A 21621-nucleotide genomic window follows, 5' to 3' on the forward strand; every position below is an offset into this window, starting at 1 on the left:
AACGCCCCGCTCATCCTGGGCAACGCGCAGCGCGAAGCCCCGGTCAATTACTTGCCAGACTTCTTTTCCTGCTTCGCCGCGCGCTTTTCCTTCAGCGATTTTTCCGGCTTCTTCTTCGTTTCCTTCTTCTTGTCGAGCCCCTTGGACATGGCGTTCTCCCGTGCGGTTGGATGCGGCGACACCGTGTCGCGCATGGCGGAAGTATGCGCCGGCAAGGGTGGCGGCCGGTAGAATGCAGGCATGCCCTTGATCACACTGCAAAACGTCGACTACGGCGTCGGCGGCCCGCTGCTGCTGGAAAATGTCGCCCTCAGCCTCGAAGCCGGCGAACGCGTCGCCCTGATCGGCCGCAACGGCGCCGGTAAATCCACGCTGCTCAAGCTGGTCGCGGGCGATATCAAGCCCGATGACGGCGAGGTGCGCGTCGAAAGTGGCGCCCGTATCGCCCGGCTGGAGCAGGAAGTCCCGGCTGGCGCCGATGGCGACGTGTGGGATGTCGTGGCCGGCGGCCTGGGCGAACTCGGCGCCTGGCTGGCCGAATACCACCACCTCATCCACGCCGAACACATCGACACCGAAGCGCTGGCGGACGTGCAGCAGAGGATCGAGGACGTGCACGGCTGGTCGCTGGACCAGCGCGTGACCGAGACGCTGACGCGGCTGGACCTGGACGGCGATGCCCTGTTCTCCGGGCTTTCCGGCGGCATGAAGCGCCGCGTCCTGCTGGCCCGCGCACTGGTGTCGGCGCCCGACGTGCTGCTGCTGGACGAGCCCACCAACCACCTCGACATCGCCGCGATCGACTGGCTGGAAGGGTTCCTGAAGGCCTGGCCAGGTGCGCTGGTCTTCGTTACCCACGATCGCCGCTTCCTGCGCGCGCTGGCGACGCGCATCGTCGAGATCGACCGTGGCCAGGTCACCAGCTGGCCGGGCGACTGGGCCAACTACGAACGCCGTCGCGAGGAACGCCTGAACGCCCAGGCACAGGAAAACGCCCGCTTCGACAAACTCCTGGCCCAGGAGGAAGTCTGGATCCGCCAGGGCATCAAGGCCCGCCGCGTCCGCGACGAAGGCCGCGTGAGCCGGCTCAAGGCCATGCGCAACGAACGCGCGCAGCGCCGCGATCTGACCGGCAACGTGAAGATGGAAGTCGCGCAGGGCGAGGCATCCGGTCGCAAGGTGATCGAGCTGAAGGACGTGTCCTTCGGCTACGGCGCCAACGCGATCATCAGCGGCCTGTCGACCACGGTCATGCGCGGCGACCGCATCGGCTTGATCGGTCCCAACGGCAGCGGCAAGACCACGCTGCTGAAGCTCCTGCTGGGCGAACTGGCGGCGACCTCGGGCGAGGTGAAGATCGGCACCAACCTGCAGGTGGCGTACTTCGACCAGTACCGCGCCACGCTGCGCGAGGACTGGAACGCGATCGAGAACGTTGCCGAAGGCCGCGAGTCGGTCGAGATCAACGGCAAGCACAAGCACGTGATCGGCTACCTGCAGGATTTCCTGTTCACCCCCGAACGCGCGCGCGCACCGATCACGCGACTGTCGGGCGGCGAACGCAACCGCCTGCTGCTGGCCAAGCTGTTCGCGCAGTCGTCCAACCTGCTGGTGATGGACGAACCCACCAACGACCTGGACGTGGAAACGCTGGAACTGCTGGAAGAGCTGCTGGGTGAGTACGCCGGCACGCTGCTGCTGGTCAGCCACGACCGTGACTTCCTGGACAACGTGGTGACCTCCACGCTGGTGATGGAAGGCGACGGTCGCGTCGGCGACTACGTCGGTGGATACAGCGACTGGCTGCGACAGCGGCCGGTGGGTTCAGTCGCATCTGCCGGGACGGCGAAGCCCGCTTCGTCGGTGGCGCCGGCTCCGTCCGTGGCAGTCGCGGTGCCGAAGAAGAAGCTCAGCTACAAGGATGCCCGCGAGCTGGAACAGTTGCCCGCGCGTATCGAAACGCTGGAAGCCCGTGTCGCCGCGTTGACCGCAGCGATGAACGATCCCGGGTTCTACCAGCGCGAGATCACCCTGATCACGCGCGACAACGATGCGCTGGCGTCGGCGCAGGGCGAGCTCGATACGGCCTACGCGCGCTGGGCCGAGCTGGACGGCTGACCAGTCGCGGCATTCCCCGCGAAGTGCGGGTCGTTTTTCGATATCCCGTCGCGGTACGACCGCGGCGGGGTGCACGATGTCCCGATTCGTTGCCCTGTTCCTGATGTCCTTGCTGGATGACGGTGCGCAGCCACGTCCGCGCACTTGCAACCGATCCGACGCCGCGCGTTAATCGCCCAAACATCCGGGAGCACGAGCATGCGAAACAACGCATTTGTCGCGGCCGCGATTGCCACTGTGCTGTTCTTCGACGCATGCGCCCCGGCTCGAGCCGAAGTCAAGGACATGTCGCCGGGCGGCTTCACCATCGAGAACACACAGGTGGTTCCCGTCGATCCCATGACGGCGTGGAACGCACTGGTCAACGACGTCGGTCGCTGGTGGCCGAAGGACCACACCTGGTGGGGCGATGCGTCGAAGCTTTCGATCCAGCCGCGCGCCGGTGGCTGCTTGTGCGAGATCAACGGCGCGCAGCAGGCCTGGCACATGACGGTGACCTTCGTCGATCCCGGCAAGACCTTGCGCATGACCGGTGGGCTAGGCCCGTTGCAGGGGATGGGGCTGAGTGGCGCGATGGAGTTCCGCCTGGCCAAGGTCGACGAAGGCACGAGAATCACGCTGTGGTATCGCGCCGGGGGCTACACCCCTGACGACCTGACGAAATTCGTGCCCGTCGTCGACAAGGTACAGGGCATCCAGCTGGGTGGATTGGCCGACTATCTGCGCGCCGCGACGAAACGTTGAGCCCGCACCGAACTTCACGACATCACGAATGCAGACCGACCTGTTCCCAGACCCGACACAGCGTGGCGACAACGCCCGCGATACCCACAACCTGTTCTTCGCGCTCGTTCCGGACGAGACAACGTGCCGGCAGATGGAAGCCGTGACAGGTGACCTGCGCACCCGTGGCGCCGCGCAGGGCCGCTGGCTGAATCCGCGTCGCTTCCACATGACGCTGCATTTCCTGGGCACCTTCCATCCACTGCGCGAGGACATCGTGGCCGGCGCGCGCAAGGCCGCCGATGGCCTGAGGGAATCCGCATTCGAGCTGACGCTGGATCGCGCGGGCGGCTTTGCACGTAACCGCGTCGGCTGGTTGGGTAGCGCAACAGTCGAACCCCGTCTGCAGCAGCTGTGGGAACAATTGCGCCTTGCGTTGGCGCGCGAGCAGCTGAAAGTTGAAGGCGCATCGCGCTTCGTTCCGCACGTCACGGTGTTGCGCGATGCCAATGGTCCGCTGGTGGAGCAGGCCGTCGCGCCGATCCATTGGCCGGTGCGCGAATTCGTCCTGATCGACAGTCAGCTGGGCAGCCGCAATGTCTACCAGCAGCTTGGACGCTGGTCGTTGCTTTAGGGAACCATTCGTCGTTTCCCGACTTCGCGGCAAGAATTTCGGGTTTTTAGAGGCGCGCTTTCGATACGGAAAGATGCGAGCGGACGTTCCGCTGTCAGTTCCGCAGCGTGATATCCGGTTGCCGCACCACGCTGCCGTCCGTACGCAGGACCAGGTAATCGCGTTCGGTCGCGAACAGCACTGGCACGGGTCCCTGGCGCGAGACCCGCACGAAACGCAGCGACCAGCCCAGCCGCTCCGACTCGCACACCATCTGCTGTTGCGCCATCGTCAGCACCCCGCGGCGCTGCACCGTGATCGCATTGGCAGGAGCTCGCCGATCGCCTGACATCGTCGTTTTCCGTGTGCGTTTGTACTTGCCAACGGGAGTGGCCTGGCGCGACGGACAACACACTGGACAATGAGGTGGGCGAGCCGCCCCGGCAAAACGGCGGAAATCCTAGGGTCGGATTTTCAGGTCCACCGGGTTGTCTTCCAGGCTGCCGTCGGGATTGAGCACGGCGTAGTTCTTGCGGTCGCCGTCGATGACCACCGGCACGGACTCCTGGAACGGTGGCCGCCTGACGAATTTCAGCTCCCAGCCAAACCGCTCCAGGTCGCGCAGCGTCATGAGCTGGTCCGCATTCAGCTGGTTGCGAAGCGCAGCCATTGCCTGCGCTGCGTCGTGTCTACGTTCCCGGTCGACCATGGCTGCTCCCCCTCAATGGGACAACGCACTCCCGGTGCAGAATAGGCCGTTGCCGCCACGAGGGAAACCACGCATGGGACAGCCAAGCACCGGCAAGCCAAGCACGGGCAAGCGAGACCCGCGCATCGACGCCTACATCGCCAAGGCGGCCGAATTCGCCCGGCCGATCCTCAGCCACCTGCGCGACGTGGTCCACGCCGCGTGCCCGGACTGCGAGGAGACGGTGAAATGGAGCGCGCCCAGCTTTACCTATCGCGGCAAGATCCTGTGCGGCATGGCTGCGTTCAAACAGCACGCCAGTTTCGGGCTGTGGCAGGGTTCGGTGGTGGTGGAAGGCAGCGACGACGGCATGGGCCAGTTCGGTCGCCTCACCCGTGTGTCGGACCTGCCGAGCAAGCGCGAGCTGGTCGGCTATCTCAAGCAGGCAATGAAGCTGATCGAGGAAGGCGCGCCGCGCACGCCCGCCAAGCCTCGCAGCCCCAAGCCGGACGCCGAAGTCCCCGACGAACTTGCCGCAGCGTTGGCGCTGAAGAAGCACGCCAGGGCGCGCGCGACGTTCGAAGCGTTTCCGCTCAGCTGCAAGCGCGAATACGTCGAATGGATCGTCGAGGCCAAGCGTGAGGAAACCCGCGCCAAGCGCCTGGCGCAGACGCTCGAGTGGCTCGCGGAAGGCAAGCGGCGCAACTGGAAGTACGAGAACTGCTGAGACGTGGCTACGTCGTACCCGACGTCCGGTGTAAGGCGTGGGCTACTCTCTGAAGAAGTCCCGCTCTGTCATCCCGAGCTTGGCGAGGGATCTGTTTTTCGCAGCGAAACAGCAGATCCCCGGCTGCGCTTGGGATGACATTTGACTCATGGCGCCGGGGCGTGGATTCAGGGTGCGGCTTTCTGCTTCGTGCAGGTCGTCGGGCCTGAGCCCGCCACGGTCAGGCTGACTCTGCCGGGACTGCTGGAAAACGCATTGCCGGCGGCATCGGTGAAGCGTGCGCCCTCGTTGGATTCGACGCTGTGCAGGACCAGCTCCTGGCCGGCCACGATGAGGACCATCGCATCGAGCGAGGCTTCGTCAAAGCGCGTGATCGCGTCCATGTCACCGCAACGCCAATGACTCGACGTGGATGCCGGCTTCTTCGCGGGAGGCGTCGCGGATGCGGTTGGCGCAGTCGCTTCCGGAGTGGATGCGGAGAGCGCGGGCGCCTGGCTGTCCGGCTCGCACCCTGACAACCCTGCCGCCAGGGTGATTGCGACGAATGCAGACAGCCGCTTCGGCTTGCTCATGATCGATTCCGGAAACACGCGATCGGCGCAGGCTACACCGCTCCGCCCGTGTCGGGACGGAGCGGGTCGTGCACGGCATCACATTGCGCGAAGCCGGACGGAACATTCGCGCCCTCGCGGTTCGCCCGGCGTGTTGATGAAGCGCGTCGACACATCGTGCCGGCCTGGCATCAAACTCAGGGAGCCCGGTCCACTCGTACCACCGGATAGCGGTTGTAGGCCTGGTCCCACGAGGTGTGCAGGCGGGCGAAGTAATCCAGTCGCGCGGACGGCGTCTTCGCGAATTCCGCGTCGTCCTTCAGTTTCTGCTCGAAGCGGGCCTTCAGCGCGGGGTCCTTCGCCAGCATGTCGCGCGCGACTTCTTCGGCGACGTAGTCCTCCATGTATTCCTTGCGCTCGAATGCGGTGTTGAAGCTGCCCCACGCCACCAGCGAATCCTGCGATTGCGGCTCCAGCAGCGCCATCACCAGTCGCGCCTTGGGCTGCGCGATCGGCACGAACAACGCACCGGCGGCGATGTCGCGCGTTTCCGGCTTCCAGGCACCGGTCAGCTTGACCGCCTGGCGGCCCTCGAAGGAAGTCGGCGAAAACTCGGCCTTGTCCGCGCTGAACGAAGCGACCTGCGCACCGGCAAGCGCGCTGTCGAGGCGGCGGAACGCGACGCCGTGCAGTTGCAGCTTCGCCGCCATCCACGCCGCGTGGGCGGCCGGCACGATGTAGCCGGCGCCCGGCGCGTTGACCACGGTGGCGGGTACGACCTCGTCTTTCAGCGGGATGTTCCACACCTGCGGCTTCGACTCGTCATAGCGCGTCATCAACGCGCCGGAAATCTCCGAAGGCGTGCGCGTATAGGCGTAGCCACGGAAGGCAATCGTGCGGACCTTGTCGGTTGCCTTGTAGTCCAGCGGCACCGCCTTGCCCGCGAGCGTGGTCGCGCGCGCGTCGGCGGCGGCTTCGTCCTGCCGCCACTGGCTGCCGTACTGCGCGAGCATTTCCAGCGTCGCCAGCACGGTGTTGCGGGTGACGCGGACGCGGTGCGCGTAGTTCCGCCACGAGTGGGTTTCCACCAGCATCGCCAGGCGGTTGCGCTCGGCGAAATACGATTGCGAGAAGCGCGGCGGCGCCACGTTGTGCTCGAAGCCCGACGCCGGATTGTCGTTCTCCACGAACGACGGATAGAACGGCACCGGCAGCGATCCCTGCTTCTCCAGGCGCGCGATCACGCCATCGCGCCACTGTCGGCCGGCCTTGCGCAGGCCTTCGTCGTTGCCATCCAGCGGTTCGACGATCAGCGACACGTCGTGTTCGAACTTGGCGCCGTCGGTGACGTGCAGATCCATCATCGCGGTCGGGTCCCACTCGTTGATCAGGCGCAGCATCGCCTGCATTTCCGGCGCATCGGCCTTCATGTAGTCGCGGTTGAGGTTCAGGTTCTGCGCGGTGGTGCGCCAGCCCATCTCTTCCGGGCCGCGCTGGTTGGGGCGATTCCAGGCCTTGAAGCGCTCATGGCCGTCGACGTTGAACACCGGGACGAACAGCAGCACGGACTTCGACAGCACGTCTTTCGAAAGCCCGTCTTTCGAAAGCCCGTCTTTCGACGCCTTGCCGGCTTTGCCCTCCAGCAACTCGCGGATCAGCAGGAAAACCGCGTCCTTGCCATCGATTTCGCCCGCATGGATGCCGCCCTGCGCCAGCAGCACCGGCAGGCCCGCATCGCGCGCGGCCTGCGGTTGCAGCATCCCGGTGTTGGACACGGCCAGCGCCTTCATCGGCCGGCCTTCGGGCGTGGTGCCGAAGTCGAAGCAGCGCACCTGGCGTGGGTAGCGTTGCTGGAAGGCTTCGCACAGCGCGATGACTTCTTCGTATCGGCCGGTTTTCACGAAGCCGCTGCGCTCGGAAACGGTCGTCAGCTCGCGGGCGCTGGTGTCGGCATCGCCGGCAAGCGCGGGCAGGGAGCAGGCGGTAAGGGCACAGGCGAGGGCCAGCAGGCGGAAATTGCGGGGCATGGGGCAGGTATCGTTCACGGGAAAGGGGCGATCGTACCCACGCCCCCCGCGAAGACGGCATGACTTTGGTCATGCCTGCTGCCACCGTGGTGGCAAGACGACAACGCATGCATGCCGCGGGGTGGGGTGGCGATCGCAGAAAGGCGCACCCCGCGGATACCGCATGGCCGAACGGCAGGCCGGTCGATTATCGTGTGGCGCATCCTGCCCGTGGGCCGAAGGGGAATCCGCACGTGTACAGCCTCTACTACGCACCAGGTGCCGCCAGCATGGTGGTGCATTGGCTCCTGATCGAACTGGATGCGCCGCACGAGCTGCATCTCGTGGACACCCAGGCCGGGCAGCAGAAGTCGCCCGCCTACCTGGCGCTCAATCCCAATGGCGTAGTGCCGACCCTGATCGATGATGGCGTGCCGCGTTTCGAATGCGCCGCGCTGTCGATGTTGCTGGCCGACCGCTACCCGCAGGCCGGACTGGCGCCCGCATTGGACCAAGCCCGTCGCCCGCAGTACCTGCAATGGATGTTCCACCTGGCCAATGCGGTGCAGCCGCTGTTCCGCATCTGGTGGTATCCGCACGAAGTCGCCGGCAAGGACAACGAGGTCATCGCCCGCGAGCATGTCCGCCCGCGCATCGAAGCCGCGTGGGATCGCCTCGACGCGCACCTGGGCGCGCACGGCCCGTACCTGCTGGGCGAACACGTGAGCGTGGCCGATTTCTACCTCGCCATGCTGATGCGCTGGTCGCGCAACATGCCGCAGCCGGCGACGACGTGGCCGCACCTGGCGGCGCTGGCGCAGCGGATGAAGGCGCGTCCGTCGTTCCGCACGCTCTACGAACGCGAGGGGCTGACCGAATGGGCATGACGAAGTCGGGTGGAATGATCCTGCGCGCGCGCACCGTCGCGATCGCGACCATGTTGGCACTGGTGCCGATGCTGTCGGGCTGCGATGGGGTCCGCGACATCGGTGAGGAAATGGGCTGGATCGAACAGCCGGCGTCGCCGCCGCCTCCACCGCCGCCGCCGACCCTGGCCGACCGCTGGATCGCCGCAGGCAACGATGTCGGTGGCGTCACCCAGTCCGAGTGGACGCAACGATGGTGGCAGTGGGTGGGCCGGTTCCCCAGCATCAACGACGTGCCCTATCGTGACCCCGATGGACGCCGCTGCGCGCAGTTCCAGGAAGCGGACGGCCCGGTGTGGTTCCTCGCGGGAACGGATGGCCAATTCGAGACCGCTCGCTCCTGCACGATTCCCGCGGGCAAACACCTGTTCGTGCCGATGATCAACTGGTTCGCCGCGCAGGGCTCCTGCGAGGCCAACCAGGTGGAGGCTTCGCGCTTTGCCGACCACATCATCACCGCCCTGGTGATCCTCGACGGTCGTCAGATAGGCGATTACAAGCAGATGCGGCTGTCCAGCGGTGGCTGCTTCACGCCGTCTGCGGGGAAACCCGCGGGCGCGACGGCCGGCTACTGGCTGATGCTGTCGCCGTTGCCGGCGGGTTCCCACACGCTGGCGATCAGCGCGGCGTATCGCGATGGCGGCAAGGAATTGCTGCAGAACTTCCGCTACGAGCTGACGGTGGAAGCCGGCAACGCCGCACCCGCCCAGTGAACGTCGGTGGCCGCCGGCTTGGTACGCTCGTAACCACGCCTGCCCGATCGCATGTCGACCCTACAGCGCCTCGGGATCTGCGAAACGCAGGTCGCGAGGCCTGCACGGCGGAAGGATCCGCGCCCATTCCACGTACCGGCAGTACTCGCACAGGCATGGCCCGATGACCGACAACCCCACCGCATCCCCGCAAGGGCAGGGCAAGCTGCCGCGGCAGATTCCCTACATCATCGGCAACGAAGCCTGCGAACGTTTCGGCTTCTACGGGATGCGCAACATCCTCACCCAGTTCCTGGTGGGGACCCTGCTGCTGTACCTGCCCGAGGCCGAACGTGCGGGCGCGTCGAAGGACGTGTTCCACAGTTTCGTGATCGGCGTGTACTTCTTCCCGCTGCTGGGCGGCTGGATCTCGGACCGGTTCTTCGGCAAATACAACACCATCTTCTGGCTGTCGCTGGTGTACGCGCTGGGCTTCGTGTTGCTGTCGTTCTCCACCGGCAACCGCACCGGGTTCTATGCAGGCATGTTCCTGATCGCGTTGGGCTCGGGCGGCATCAAGCCGCTGGTGTCCTCCTTCGTGGGCGACCAGTTCGACCAGAGCAACAAGGGCAGGGCCAAGGTCGTCTACGACGCGTTCTACTGGACGATCAACTTCGGCAGCTTCTTCGCTTCGCTGCTGATGCCGATATTCCTGCGCGGTTATGGACCGGCCGTGGCGTTTGGCATTCCCGGCGCGCTGATGTTCGTGGCGCTGGCGATCTTCTGGGCGGGACGCAAGCGCTACGTGCACGTGCCGGCGGCCGCATCCAATCCGCATTCATTCCTCAACGTCGTGCGCACCGCCTTGATGGCGCAGCGACCGGGGCAGGGACGCGGTGGCTACTACGTCGCGCTCGTGGGTGCAGTGCTGGCAGTGGGTGCGTTGGGTGCATGGCTGGCCGGGTCGATGGAATTCGTCCCCGCGTTCTGCCTGGCGCTGGTCCTGGTGCTGGCGTTTGGCGGCGTGGGCGCGGCGATGCAACTGGAACGTGCACGCGGCGCGCATCCGGACGAAGCCGTCGACGGCGTGCGCGCGGTGTTGCGCATCCTCATCGTGTTCGCGCTGGTGACGCCGTTCTGGTCGCTGTTCGACCAGAAGGCCTCGACCTGGGTGCTGCAGGGCGACGCGATGACCAAGCCGGCGTGGTTCCAGTCGTCGCAGATGCAGGCGCTGAACCCGGCGCTGGTGATGCTGATCATCCCGTTCAACAACCTCGTGCTCTATCCGATGCTGCGCCGGTTCGGTATCGAGCCCACCCCGCTGCGTCGCATGGGCACCGGCATCGCGTTCTCGGGGGTGGCGTGGATCGTCGCCGGCAGCCTGCAGCTGGCGATCGATGGCGGCGACCCGGTTTCGATCATGTGGCAGGTCCTGCCGTATGCGCTGCTGACCTTCGGCGAGGTGCTGGTGTCAGCGACCGGCCTGGAATTCGCCTACAGCCAGGCACCGCAGTCGATGAAGGGCACCATCATGAGCTTCTGGATGCTGTCGGTGACGGTCGGCAACCTGTGGGTGCTGTTGAGCAATGCCGCCGTGCGCAACGATGCGGTGACCGCGCAGATCGCAAGTACGGGCTTCAGCCAGACGGCGTTCCTGATGTTCTTCTTTGCCGGATTCGCGCTGCTGGCGGCGCTGGCGTTCGCTCTTTATGCGCGGCGCTATCCGATGCAGGATCACTACCGCTCCGCGTGAAATGGCGCGCGAATGGGCTTTCTTGAGGATTATTGAATGATGCTGACCTGGTTCCTGATCGGCATGACCGTGGCGATTTCGTGGATGGCCTTCGAACGGCCGCCGTTGCTGCAGCGGTTGATCCTGTGGCCGCCGGCGATCAGCCGGAACCGGCAGTACGACCGGCTGCTGACGCATGGCTTCATCCATGCCGACTGGTCGCACCTGCTGTTCAACATGCTGACGCTGTTCTTCTTCGGCGGCCCGATCGAACGCGTGCTGACCAGTTCGATCGGTCCTTTCGGCTACGTGCTGTTCTACCTGTCGGCGATAGTCGTGGCGATCCTGCCGAGCTACACCCAGCATCGCAAGGACGCGCGTTATCACAGCCTGGGTGCATCGGGCGCGGTGTCGGCGGTGTTGTTCGCCTTCATCCTGATCAACCCGTGGGCGCTGATCTTCATTCCCGTCCCGGTGCCGGCGTTCCTGTATGCGATCGGCTACGTCGCCTATTCCTTCTGGAAGGACAAGCACGGCGGCGACAACATCAATCACAGCGCGCACCTTACGGGCGGCGCTTATGGCGTGATGTTCATGCTGTTGATGGATCCGGACGTGCTGCCGCATTTCCTGCAGGCGTTGACGCATCCGTCGTTCGGATGACGCCGGTTCGGACAGCGCTGCTTCGGACTACGCGTGCCCAGTGATCTGAGCGCTGGTGCGGCGAGGCCGGGCGGTTCGCCTGCGGCTGAGCGTGCTGACGCTGGGGGTGTTCACCGGCGGGCACAGAATCGGAACTGCCCTGGCAGCGCAAGCGGCGCGATCTTGCCGCTTGCGCTGGCCGCTGCCGTGATGCAGCCATCGGGATGGACGAAGGTTGCATCGCGGGTTGCCCCGACGGGTGTCTCCCGGCGGCGCCCACACGGTGTTGGAACGTGGATCAGGAGGAGATGCGTACTCGCGGCGAGCCTTTTTCGGGCTTGCCGTAGGTCGCGAACATGCGCGCCTGTATCGCGGCTTCGACGGCGGCCAGCTCGGCCGCGTACTCGTCGGCGTGGCTGGAGAGCTCGTAGAGCTGGGTCATCAGCATTTCGTCGCTGCACTGATCCAGTGCGCCGATCGGCATCAGGGTCATGGTGTTCTCCTCCCCAGGATTTTTCAGGAACACGGGTTTTCAGGAACACGGGTTTTCAAAAACGCGGGTTTTCAAAAACGCGGGTTTTCAAAAATACGGGTTTTCAGAAACACGTGATGGGTGTCGCAGTTTTCGTGCCAGCGGCTTGCCCCGGAAAACGCCGCAGTCGGGTGACCTTCGCGGTCACCTGCAAAGGAGCCAACGCAGCGAGGTGACGCGGTCGGTCACCTTCAGGGCAGTCCACGGGGCGTTTCGGGCGGCGATCGGTATCGCCCGGGGTATGGTCGGCGGCGCGGGGCCTGATGGCGGTGCCACGGGCCCGGATGACGTGCGGCCCGGCTGGCGCGACACTGGGTCGTCCGCTTCCTTTTGAGGCCCAGCCCTGCCATGCCCACGTCCGGCATCGACCCCTTCGATATCCATCACGATCCGGTCGGCCGCCGCTTCACGACAGTCGTTGACGGCGTGGAGGCCGAGGTGGACTACCACTACGACGCCGACGTCCTGGTGATCCACCACACCGGCGTGCCCCGGCCGGTCGAGGGGCGCGGCATCGCCTCGGCGCTGGTCCGGGCGGTGTTCGAGTTCGCCCGCGGCACCGGCAAGAAGGTCCGGCCGGCGTGCTCCTATGCTGCTACCTGGGTGCAGCGCCACGCGCAGTACGCGGACCTGCTGGCGTAGCCTGCATCCGGGCCCCGACCCCCGGACGCTGCACGCCCGCCCCGGATGTGACAGCATTCGGCCCCCCATTTGTCCTGTGGATGCCCGGCGCCCCCGCGCTTCGACCCCATGCGCCTCAACAAGCACATCAGCGACACCGGTTTCTGTTCCCGCCGCGAGGCCGATCGCCTCATCGCCGAAGGCCGCGTCTCGGTCAACGGGCTGCGCGGGCGTGTCGGTTCGGAGGTGGGCGAGGACGACGAAGTCCTGGTCGATGGCCAGAAGCTGCAGGTCCGCACCGTCGCCAAGGGCCAGCGCAAGCACGTCTACATCGCGCTGAACAAGCCGGTCGGCATCGTCTGCACGACCGAATCCGGGGTCAAGGACAACATCGTGGACTTCGTCGGCCACGAGAAGCGCATCTTTCCGATCGGTCGCCTCGACAAGGATTCCGAAGGCCTGATCCTGCTGACCAGCAACGGCGACATCGTCAACGAGATCCTGCGCGCCGAGAACAAGCTGGAGAAGGAATACCTGGTCGCGGTGAACCATGCGGTCACCGACGAGTTCGTGCGCGCCATGAGCCGCGGCGTGCCGATCCATGGCCAGGCCACGTTGCCGTGCAAGACCGGCAAGCTCGGGAAATTCGGCTTCCGCATCGTGCTGGTGCAGGGGCTCAACCGGCAGATCCGCCTGATGGCCGCGCATTTCGGCTTCCGCGTGAAACAGCTGATGCGCGTGCGCATCGGCAACGTCAAGCTGGCCCACCTCAAGGTCGGGCAATGGCGCAATCTCACCGACGCCGAGCTGCAAGGGCTGCTGCCGCAACGAACGCAATGGTGAATGGCGACTGGCCGTGGCCAGTGCCATTCAACGTGAATACGGACATCACAACCGGGACGGATACTGTCCCGCGAACATAAGGGAATGTGCACCATGCGCCGCTCAATCCAGCGCACGTTGGTTTGTTCGATGACTTGTTCGATGCTCCTGCTCGCGCTGGCCGCCTGCCGGCGCGAACAGCAGCCCGCAGCGACGAATGCACCGGCTGCCGCCAACCCCGTGCCGATCGCGACGGCTCCGGCCACGACCGACCTGAAAGACGTCGTCGAAAGCACGTCCGACTACATCATCGGCGTCAGCTATCCGCCCATCGCCAGCAAATACCCGCCGCTGGCCGCGGCGCTGAAGCGCTATGCCGATGACGCGCGCAACGAACTGATGCAGGCCGTGCAGGGCCGCCAGAAGGGCGAGGGCGCATCGCTCTACGAACTCTCGCTGCCGTTCACGCAGCTGCATGCTTCGCCGACCCTGGTGGCAGTGGGCGTGGATGGCAGTGTTTTCACCGGTGGCGCGCATAGCGCCCCATTGATCGCGCGCTGGGTGTGGCTGCCGCAGGCCAATCGCCTGCTGACCGCGCAGGACCTCGTGGCCAACGCCGCGGGGTGGGAAGCCATCTCCGACATGGTGCGCGAGCAGCTCCACACCGCGTTGTCCCAGCGCGTCGACGCAGACGAATTGCCCCCGTCGGAGCGCACGGAAGTGCTCAAGGACGCCAACAAGCTCATTGACGACGGCACAACACCCGATCCGGAACACTTCAGCCAGTTCGAACCGGTAGTCGGCGCCGATGGCAAGCTGGTCGCACTGCGTTTCGTGTTTGCCCCGTACCAGGTGGGGCCGTATTCCGACGGCGTCCAGACCGTGCAGGTCCCCGCTGCGGCGCTGTTGCCACATATCGCGCCCGCCTACCGGGGATTGTTCCAGGGCGGTTGATATGCGATCGCGGCAGCCGGTGTTGTAGCGATGAGCGCCGCGCGACCCCGTGACACCGCGACCGGCTTCCACCCGCTGCGCGATCGCCTCGAGCGGCTGCTCGAAGCCGCCGACGTCCGCATCGATGGCGAACGTCCCTGGGACATGCAACTGCACGACACCCACGTTCCGGCGCGCATCCTGGCGCAGGGTTCGCTCGGGCTGGGCGAAACCTACATGGACGGCGGCTGGGACACGCAGTCGCTCGACGGCCTGCTGTTCCGCCTGCTGGATGCGCGCGTCGACGAACGCGTGCATGGTGCGGCAAATGCGTTCGATGGCGCGCGTGCGCGGCTGTTCAACCTGCAATCGCGGCGCCGCAGCCACATCGTGGGCGAACAGCACTACGACCTGGGCAATGAGCTCTACCGCGCCATGCTCGGAAAACGCATGGTCTACAGCTGCGGCTACTGGCGTAACGCCGGCAACCTGGACGACGCGCAGGAAGCCAAGCTCGACCTGGTGTGCAGGAAACTCAGCCTGCGGCCGGGAATGCGCGTGCTGGATATCGGTTGCGGCTGGGGCGAGGCCCTGCGCTTCGCGGCGCATCGCCACGGCGTGGGTGGACTGGGGGTCACCATCTCGCAGGAGCAGGCGGCCTACGCGGCGGACTTGTGCGCGGGGCTGCCCATCGCGATCCGCGTGCACGACTACCGTGAGCTGGAAAGCGCCGTACGCGCAGATGACGAGCGCACGCCAGTCATTGGCCGGCCCACGGACGCGACATCAACCGATCCGACGTCGCGGCGCGATGCACCGTTCGACCGTGTGTTCTCAGTGGGCATGTTCGAACACGTCGGCGTGAAGAACTACCGCCGCTACTTCGAAGTCGCCCGCCACTGCCTGCGCGACAACGGCCTGTTCCTGCTGCACACCATCGGCAACAACGTGTCCGAGCGCCACACCGATCCATGGATCGCGCGTTACATCTTCCCCAACTCGATGCTGCCGTCCGCCGCGCAGATCGCGCGCGCCGCCGAGGGGCTGTTCGTGATCGAGGACTGGCACGGTTTCGGAACCGACTACGACCTCACGCTGCAAGCCTGGCGCGACAACATCGAAGCCGCGTGGGATTCCCTGCCACCCAGATACGACGAACGCTTCCGCCGCATGTGGCGGTTCTACCTCGCCGGCGCGATGGCCAGCTTCCGCGCGCGGCGCCTGCAGCTGTGGCAGATCGTGTTCTCGACGCGCGGCGTCCGCGGCGGTTACGCCGAGCGTCGCTAGGAAGCTCTGAAATCGGTTGCCGTCATCCCCCGAAGGCGGGGATCCGGTGTCTGGTTTGAAGTCGCAGGGTCCCCGCCTTCGCGGGGATGACGGGGAACGGCTCACAGTTGTTCACCGCGATGGCGCACCTGCCATCACCGCGTAAGCGTCCGGAAACCTGCACTCACCACGATGCACTGGCCGGCCAGGGGGACGGCGTCCCCCACACCGACCAAGAGGTTCATCATGCCCAGCAAGCTGCTAGCCGCGATGGCGATCGTCGCCACGCTGGTAATGGCGCCGTCCGTCCATGCCAAGGATCCCAACGCCGTGACCCCCGTCCAGCGTGCCAGTCACCCCGGCCACCACGGGCTCATCGTGATCGGCCATCGCGGCGCCAGTGGTTACCGGCCCGAACACACGCTGGAGTCGTACCGCCTTGCGATCCGCCAGGGCGCGGACTTCATCGAGCCCGACCTCGTCGCGACGAAGGACGGGGTGCTGGTCGCCCGCCATGAAAACGAAATCTCCGGCACGACCGATGTCGCCAACCATCCTGAATTCGCCAACCGCCGCGCCACCAAGCAGGTCGATGGCCAAAACCTCACCGGTTGGTTCACGGAGGACTTCACCCTCGCCGAACTGAAGACGCTGCGCGCGAAGGAACGCATTCCCGGCGTACGTCCGGCGAACACGCGCTATGACGGCATGTTCCAGATCCCGACCTTCGCCGAAGTCGTGCGCCTGGCGAAATCCGAAAGCAGCGCCGGCCACGTCATCGGCGTCTATCCGGAAACCAAGCATCCGACGTATTTCGCCAGCGAAGGCCGCCACCTCGATGGCACCCCGATCGGAATATCGCTCGGACGCAAACTCGTGGAGACCCTGGTCGCCGAAGGCTTCACCGATCCGCATCGCGTCTACATCCAGAGTTTCGAAGTCGCCAACCTGATCGAGCTGAAGAAGTCGATCATGCCGTCGGCCGGTGTCGATTTCCCGCTGGTGCAGCTGTTCGACGACATCTTCTCCACCGGGCCGTACGACTTCCGCTGGAACACCGCGCATGGCGCCGACCTCACCGCGATCTACGGCGGACTGGCCGGCACGATCGGCGGCATCGACGCCAGCACGCAATACCAGGCGCTGGCAACGGAATCCGCACTGCAATGGATGAAGGCGAACTACGCCAGCGGCATCGGCCCGTGGAAGGTGAACATCCTGCCGCGTGAAGCGCTGGTGGCGAAGGCCGACGCCAACCACGACGGCAAGGCGGAGCTGGCCACGCGCAACCTCGGGCTGGTGCATCCCTTCCTTGCCCATGCGCTGAAGGCGGGGCTCGTCGTGCATCCGTACACGCTGCGCGCGGAAGAGAATTACTTGACGCAGACACCGACGGGCATCAACCAGTCGGTCATCGCCGAAGCCGTGCAGCTCTACGGACTGGGCGTGCAGGGCTTCTTCATCGACCAGCCGGACCTGGGTGTCGCGGCGCGCGACATCTTCCTGGATATCAGCAGCGCGGGTCGCTGAACGCCGTTCGATGATGTCTTGCGTCAGGTCGAAGGCGTCGTTGAGTAGCGCCTGAAGCGTTCAATCCGCGGCCCCGCGCTGGCGCATTGATCAACCTGGAAAGTGCCCGCAGTCCCTCGATTGCGGGCACTTTTTCCGCGAACGCTCAACCAGAAAACAGATCGCTCTGCGCGACCGCACTGTCGCCATCGACAAAACCGGACAGCCCCACGCCGACCAGCCGGTAACGCGTCTGGCCCGGCAGATCCACGCGCGCACGTAACTCGCAGGCGATGTCCGCGACGTCCTGGCACGTGGCCGGCCACGTCGACGGCGTCAGGCTGCGCGTGAGCGTGCGGAAGTCTGACGTCTTCAACTTCAACACCACTGTCCGCGCGATGCGGCCGTTGTGTGCGGCGCGTTCGCGCTCGTAGCCCGCCCAGGTTTTTTCCGCCAACCGACGGATGTGCGGCTCCAGCTCATCCAACGGCAGGTCGCTCGCGAAGGTGTCCTCGGCGGAGATCTGCATCGTCGGACGCTCGCTCTGCACGGGGTTGTCGTCGATCCCGAACGAGAGCTCGTGCAAGCGCCGGCCCCAGCGGACGAAGTGCTGCTCCAGTGTTTCCGGCGGCAGCACGCGCAGGTCGCCGACCGTCGCGATCCCGAGTTGCTGCAGGCGGCCTTCGGTGACCTTGCCGACGCCGGGCAGGCGGCCCACCGGCAGCGGCTCCAGGAACTCCATCACCTGGTGCGGACGGATGACGAACAGGCCGTCGGGCTTGCGCCAGTCGCTGGCGATCTTCGCGAGGAACTTGTTCGGCGCGACGCCTGCCGATGCGGTCAGCTGGGTTTCCTCGCGGATCGCGGCGCGGATGGCTTCGGCGGTGGCGGTGGCGGAGGGCAGGGCGGTCTTGGTGGTGGTGACATCGAGGTAAGCCTCGTCCAGCGAGAGCGGCTCGATCAGGTCGGTATGCCGCGCGAAGATCTCGCGCACCTGCCGCGACACCGCCTTGTAACGGATGAAGTCCGGCGGCACGAACACCGCCTGCGGGCACAGCCGCTCCGCACGCACCGCCGGCATCGCCGAGCGCACGCCGAACGTGCGGGCCTCGTAACTCGCCGCGCACACCACCGAGCGTGCACCGCGCCAGGCGACGACGACGGGTTGTCCGCGCAGGGAAGGGTCGTCGCGCTGCTCCACCGATGCGTAGAACGCATCCATGTCGATGTGGACGATCTTGCGGGGCGGCAGGGACACCGGGGAAGTCTAGCCGTCGACGGGCTTGATGGCGGCCGGGTACGGCGCGGTGCGCAACGTTCTCATCCCGCCGGGCCGAATGACAAAAAAAGAAAACCCCGCTTGCGCGGGGTTTCCTGTGTTGCATCGCGCGCCGCGTCAGGCTTGCGGTGCTTGCGGGTTGCTGCGGGTGCCGTTGCCCTCGAAGCGCTTGCCCATGTCGCGGCTGACGGCATCGAGACCTTCGCCCTTTCCGGCGATCTTGAGCAACTGGTAGCCGGCGAGGGCGATGACCATGACATCGCTGCCCAGCGCCATGTCGGTGTCGCGCATCTTCTCCATCAGCTGCGCCATGCGCGCCAGCCGGATGCCCAGGGCGTCATGGCTTTTGATGTCGCGCGCCATTTCCTCGAGATCGAACGTGGACGGCAACAGGTGCCGGTTGGTGTTCATGGCGTCGTGGGTCTTGCGGCAGAACGCCTCCGATCCGTCGCCCATCTTCACCAGGCGGCGACGGACGCCCGGTCCGTTCAACGCCACGAGCATGGGCTCGATCGCCGTTTCAAGGACGTCCAGTCCCTGGTCGACCTGCGCCCACTGGGCGTCGTCGAAATGGTTTGAAGCAAGGTTTTGACTCATGTCCATAACTCCGTGTCTGGATGGATTCCATGCACCGCCTCCTGGCGGGCGAGCGGAGCTTACAGGTCGCATCCCGCTTCAGTGGGGGGCAGCGGCTTCGGGTAGCTAGCCCGTCCGCGGCGCCCCCGCGACCCTTTCCGATTCCCTCGCAGTCGATTCCGCAACCCTCGCGAGGGATCCGGAAACCCTCGCGACCTATCGCGGCATACCTCGGGAGGGTTCCGGAAACCCTCGCAGTCGGTTCCGGAACCCTCGCAGTCGTTCCGGAAACGACTGCGACCTATCGGTGCATGCCTCGGGAGGGTTCGGGAATCCCTCGCAGTCGATTCGGAAACGACTGCGAGGGATTCAAGAACCCTCCTTTTCCGGGAACCGGGCAGTTGCCGGCACGCGGAGAAGCTTGCGCGGCTCTTCCGCGGCCGCCGCTCGCTGGACGGTTCATTTCATGGCACCTAACATTCGTACATTGAAGCTTTGACACGGTGCGAGCCAGGAATTGGTTCCTGTCCGACGGCAACACCGCGGAGATCCTGGCGCGCAAGGCCAGCCGCACCTTCGACGCCCGCAACCGGGTGACCTCGCTGGTCTTTCCCGACGGCCGCGGCGACCAGGCCTGGACCTATACCCCGGATGGCTTGCCCGGGCAGATCACCACCTACAACGGCGCCAACCAGACGCAGCCCGTCATCAACGCCTATCACTACAACCACCGGCGCATGCTCGATGGCCAGGGCGAGTCGGTCAGCCAGACCGGCTGGTACACGTGGGGCATCGGCTACGGCTACACCACCAGTGGCAACCTGGCCGTCCACACCTACCCCGACAATCTCACGGTGGACTACCAGCCCAACGCGTTGGGCCAGCCCACGCAGGTGGGGACGTTCGCCACGGGCGTGAGCTACCACCCCAATGGCGCCATTGCCCAGTTCACCTACGGCAACGGCATCGTCCACACGCTGACCCAGAACACGCGGGGCCTGCCGGAGAAGAGTTGCGACGCCTTTGGTGCGTGCGGATCGGCCGCCGTGCTCAACGACAGCTACGACTTTGATGCCAACGGCAACGTGGCGGCGATCAGCGACGGCGTGGGCATCACGCAGCGTGGCAACCGCACCATGACCTACGACGGTCTGGACCGGCTGAAGACGGCGGTGTCGCCGATGTTCGGCGCCACCGGGGCGAGCTACAGCTACGACGTGCTGGACAACCTGACGCGGGTCACCGTGGGCGGCACCGCGGCGCGTGACCAGTACTACTGCTACGACAGCATCGGCACCGGTGCCACTTGGCGCTTGACCAACGTCAAGACCGGCAGCTGCAGCGGCGCGAGCGTGATCGGCCTGGGCTACGACGTGCAGGGCAATCTGGCCAACAAGAACGGGCAGGGCTTCAACTTCGACTACGGCAACCGCCTGCGCGCGGCCACCAGCCTGGAGACCTACCGCTACGACGGGCTGGGCCGGCGCGTGCTGGCGTACTCGGTGCAGGGGCTGGGCAACATCCTGTCGCAGTACAGCCAGGGCGGCCAGTTGATGTACCAGTACGACCAGCGACAGGGGAAATACCTGGCGTTCCTGAGCCTGGGCGGCAGCCTTGTGGCGATTCGCGAGAAGCTGGTCGCTGGCGGTGCGGTGACGGTCAAGTACCAGCACACCGATGCGCTGGGCAGTCCGGTGGCGGTGACCGATGCCGGGCGCAATGTGATCGAGCGGAGTGAGTTTGAGCCGTATGGGCAGCTGCTGAACCGGCCGCTGCATGATGGGCCGGGGTATACGGGGCACGTCAGTGATAAGGCGACGGGGCTTAGTTATATGCAGCAGCGGTATTACGATCCGGGGATTGGGCGGTTTTTGTCGGTGGATCCGGTGACGGTGGATGGTGGGACTGGCGCGAACTTCAATCGGTATTGGTATGCCAACAACAATCCGTACAAGTTCACTGACCCTGATGGTCGTCAAGCGTGTACTCAGTCGGGGACGTTTTGTATGCGTTCCGAGGTCGAGCGGCGGGAAATTGCAGAAAAACAAGAAGCGCAGCCATCGCGCTCGACGCGTCCGACCCAGTGGATGGAGCCGAGAAACTACTCCGAAGTGGTAAGTGGGGCGCTGGATGCAGACCGCGCGCTATGGGCCGGCCGCAAACTGACCGATAACGAGGCGCGAGTTGGCAAGGGGGTGCACCGAACGCTGGATACAAGCACCGCTCGAGTTGGATATGCGCCTTTTGGTCCAGGGGCCATTACGCCAGGGCAAACAATATATTTCTCGAAAGCGTTATTTCCCAACGGGCCGTGTTCTGATTTTACAACTTGCTATGGCGGGAGCTACCTAGCCTTGTTTGTTCATGAAATTTCACACGTTTGGCAGGCTCAGATGGGGAAGAGTCCTGTGGCCGGGCATTTCCAGATGACGGATCCATTGAACGTTGGGCCGTACTTGACTCCTGCGCAGTTCAGGCTGTATCCGACCCCTCAGGGACTGGACACTGAAAGAGCAGCGGATTGGTATAAGCACAACTACTTTATGAATCAAGGTGCCAAATGAAGTCCGCATTGCTTCTCCCACTGTTGCTTGCGGGTAGTGCATGTGTTCGCCAGAATCATCCGGAATGCTCGCGTATCCCTTTGGTGGATGTTGGCAGCGTG

At 65.3% G+C, this 21621-nt stretch carries 21 protein-coding genes; 14 read left to right on the forward strand and 7 right to left on the reverse strand.

Going from position 1 to position 21621, the window contains the following annotated elements:
- Window positions 1-240: 240 nt before the first annotated feature.
- The 3 genes from ACYVD7_RS06615 (at window position 241) to thpR (ending at window position 3475) form a co-directional block, all read left to right on the forward strand.
- Entirely contained in the window at window positions 241-2118 is a 1878-nt protein-coding gene (locus ACYVD7_RS06615) for an ATP-binding cassette domain-containing protein (protein ID WP_460760665.1), read from the forward strand.
- A gap of 198 nt (window positions 2119-2316) precedes the next feature.
- A complete protein-coding gene (locus ACYVD7_RS06620; protein ID WP_460760668.1) occupies window positions 2317-2862 on the forward strand; it encodes an SRPBCC family protein in 546 nt (181 codons plus the stop codon).
- A 28-nt stretch (window positions 2863-2890) separates the two neighbouring features.
- Complete coding sequence (gene thpR / locus ACYVD7_RS06625) at window positions 2891-3475, forward strand: RNA 2',3'-cyclic phosphodiesterase (RefSeq protein WP_460760671.1); 585 nt, start codon at window positions 2891-2893, stop codon at window positions 3473-3475.
- Between the two features lie 94 nt (window positions 3476-3569).
- On the opposite strand, the gene ACYVD7_RS06630 is transcribed toward thpR, so the two are convergent.
- Both ACYVD7_RS06630 and ACYVD7_RS06635 read right to left on the reverse strand, forming a co-directional pair.
- The gene (locus ACYVD7_RS06630) at window positions 3570-3806 is read right to left on the reverse strand and encodes a hypothetical protein (RefSeq protein WP_460760673.1); all 237 of its coding nucleotides are present in this window, start codon (window positions 3804-3806) and stop codon (window positions 3570-3572) included.
- Between the two features lie 108 nt (window positions 3807-3914).
- Window positions 3915-4124 carry a hypothetical protein gene (locus tag ACYVD7_RS06635; RefSeq protein ID WP_460760676.1) on the reverse strand — a complete coding sequence of 70 codons (210 nt, stop codon included), beginning with the start codon at window positions 4122-4124 and terminating at the stop codon, window positions 3915-3917.
- Window positions 4125-4236: 112 nt separating this feature from the next.
- Between ACYVD7_RS06635 and ACYVD7_RS06640 the strand changes: the two genes are divergently transcribed.
- Complete coding sequence (locus ACYVD7_RS06640) at window positions 4237-4869, forward strand: YdeI/OmpD-associated family protein (RefSeq protein ID WP_460760679.1); 633 nt, start codon at window positions 4237-4239, stop codon at window positions 4867-4869.
- Between the two features lie 167 nt (window positions 4870-5036).
- On the opposite strand, the gene ACYVD7_RS06645 is transcribed toward ACYVD7_RS06640, so the two are convergent.
- Entirely contained in the window at window positions 5037-5441 is a 405-nt protein-coding gene (locus tag ACYVD7_RS06645; protein ID WP_460760682.1) for a hypothetical protein, read from the reverse strand.
- A 176-nt stretch (window positions 5442-5617) separates the two neighbouring features.
- Window positions 5618-7447 (reverse strand): M14 family zinc carboxypeptidase, encoded by a 1830-nt coding sequence (locus ACYVD7_RS06650; protein WP_460760684.1) that lies wholly within the window; start codon window positions 7445-7447, stop codon window positions 5618-5620.
- A 233-nt stretch (window positions 7448-7680) separates the two neighbouring features.
- Between ACYVD7_RS06650 and ACYVD7_RS06655 the strand changes: the two genes are divergently transcribed.
- The 4 genes from ACYVD7_RS06655 to ACYVD7_RS06670 all read left to right on the forward strand — a co-directional run bounded on the left by ACYVD7_RS06655 (window position 7681) and on the right by ACYVD7_RS06670 (window position 11439).
- Window positions 7681-8313: a glutathione S-transferase family protein gene (locus ACYVD7_RS06655; RefSeq protein WP_460760687.1), complete on the forward strand. Its 633-nt coding sequence runs from the start codon at window positions 7681-7683 to the stop codon at window positions 8311-8313.
- The gene (locus ACYVD7_RS06660; RefSeq protein ID WP_460760689.1) at window positions 8310-9065 is read left to right on the forward strand and encodes a hypothetical protein; all 756 of its coding nucleotides are present in this window, start codon (window positions 8310-8312) and stop codon (window positions 9063-9065) included. The genes ACYVD7_RS06655 and ACYVD7_RS06660 overlap by 4 nt, the downstream gene beginning before the upstream one ends.
- A 163-nt stretch (window positions 9066-9228) precedes the next feature.
- Window positions 9229-10797, forward strand: a complete 1569-nt coding sequence (locus ACYVD7_RS06665) for a POT-type proton-dependent oligopeptide transporter (RefSeq protein WP_460760692.1) — start codon at window positions 9229-9231, stop codon at window positions 10795-10797.
- A 39-nt stretch (window positions 10798-10836) separates the two neighbouring features.
- The gene (locus ACYVD7_RS06670; RefSeq protein ID WP_460761843.1) at window positions 10837-11439 is read left to right on the forward strand and encodes a rhomboid family intramembrane serine protease; all 603 of its coding nucleotides are present in this window, start codon (window positions 10837-10839) and stop codon (window positions 11437-11439) included.
- Between the two features lie 277 nt (window positions 11440-11716).
- Here the strand turns inward: ACYVD7_RS06670 and ACYVD7_RS06675 are convergent, their stop codons facing one another.
- On the reverse strand, window positions 11717-11911 hold the full coding sequence (locus ACYVD7_RS06675) for a hypothetical protein (RefSeq protein ID WP_460760695.1): 195 nt from the start codon (window positions 11909-11911) through the stop codon (window positions 11717-11719).
- A 387-nt stretch (window positions 11912-12298) separates the two neighbouring features.
- Between ACYVD7_RS06675 and ACYVD7_RS06680 the strand changes: the two genes are divergently transcribed.
- The 5 genes from ACYVD7_RS06680 to ACYVD7_RS06700 all read left to right on the forward strand — a co-directional run bounded on the left by ACYVD7_RS06680 (window position 12299) and on the right by ACYVD7_RS06700 (window position 17122).
- Window positions 12299-12592, forward strand: a complete 294-nt coding sequence (locus ACYVD7_RS06680) for a GNAT family N-acetyltransferase (RefSeq protein WP_460760697.1) — start codon at window positions 12299-12301, stop codon at window positions 12590-12592.
- A 108-nt stretch (window positions 12593-12700) separates the two neighbouring features.
- A complete protein-coding gene (locus tag ACYVD7_RS06685; RefSeq protein WP_460760700.1) occupies window positions 12701-13414 on the forward strand; it encodes a pseudouridine synthase in 714 nt (237 codons plus the stop codon).
- 141 nt (window positions 13415-13555) lie between these two features.
- Window positions 13556-14347: a DUF3298 and DUF4163 domain-containing protein gene (locus tag ACYVD7_RS06690; protein ID WP_460760703.1), complete on the forward strand. Its 792-nt coding sequence runs from the start codon at window positions 13556-13558 to the stop codon at window positions 14345-14347.
- Window positions 14348-14377: 30 nt separating this feature from the next.
- The gene (locus tag ACYVD7_RS06695; protein WP_460760706.1) at window positions 14378-15613 is read left to right on the forward strand and encodes a cyclopropane-fatty-acyl-phospholipid synthase; all 1236 of its coding nucleotides are present in this window, start codon (window positions 14378-14380) and stop codon (window positions 15611-15613) included.
- 225 nt (window positions 15614-15838) lie between these two features.
- A complete protein-coding gene (locus ACYVD7_RS06700; protein ID WP_460760708.1) occupies window positions 15839-17122 on the forward strand; it encodes a glycerophosphodiester phosphodiesterase family protein in 1284 nt (427 codons plus the stop codon).
- A gap of 145 nt (window positions 17123-17267) precedes the next feature.
- Here ACYVD7_RS06700 and dinB read toward each other — a convergent pair whose 3' ends face one another.
- Both dinB and ACYVD7_RS06710 read right to left on the reverse strand, forming a co-directional pair.
- A complete protein-coding gene (dinB, locus tag ACYVD7_RS06705) occupies window positions 17268-18359 on the reverse strand; it encodes a DNA polymerase IV (RefSeq protein ID WP_460760711.1) in 1092 nt (363 codons plus the stop codon).
- Window positions 18360-18497: 138 nt separating this feature from the next.
- On the reverse strand, window positions 18498-18977 hold the full coding sequence (locus ACYVD7_RS06710) for a hypothetical protein (protein WP_460760714.1): 480 nt from the start codon (window positions 18975-18977) through the stop codon (window positions 18498-18500).
- Window positions 18978-19459: 482 nt separating this feature from the next.
- Between ACYVD7_RS06710 and ACYVD7_RS06715 the strand changes: the two genes are divergently transcribed.
- Window positions 19460-21520: an RHS repeat domain-containing protein gene (locus ACYVD7_RS06715; protein ID WP_460760716.1), complete on the forward strand. Its 2061-nt coding sequence runs from the start codon at window positions 19460-19462 to the stop codon at window positions 21518-21520.
- Window positions 21521-21621 lie beyond the last annotated feature (101 nt).

It is taken from the genome of Lysobacter fragariae, assembly GCF_054779775.1.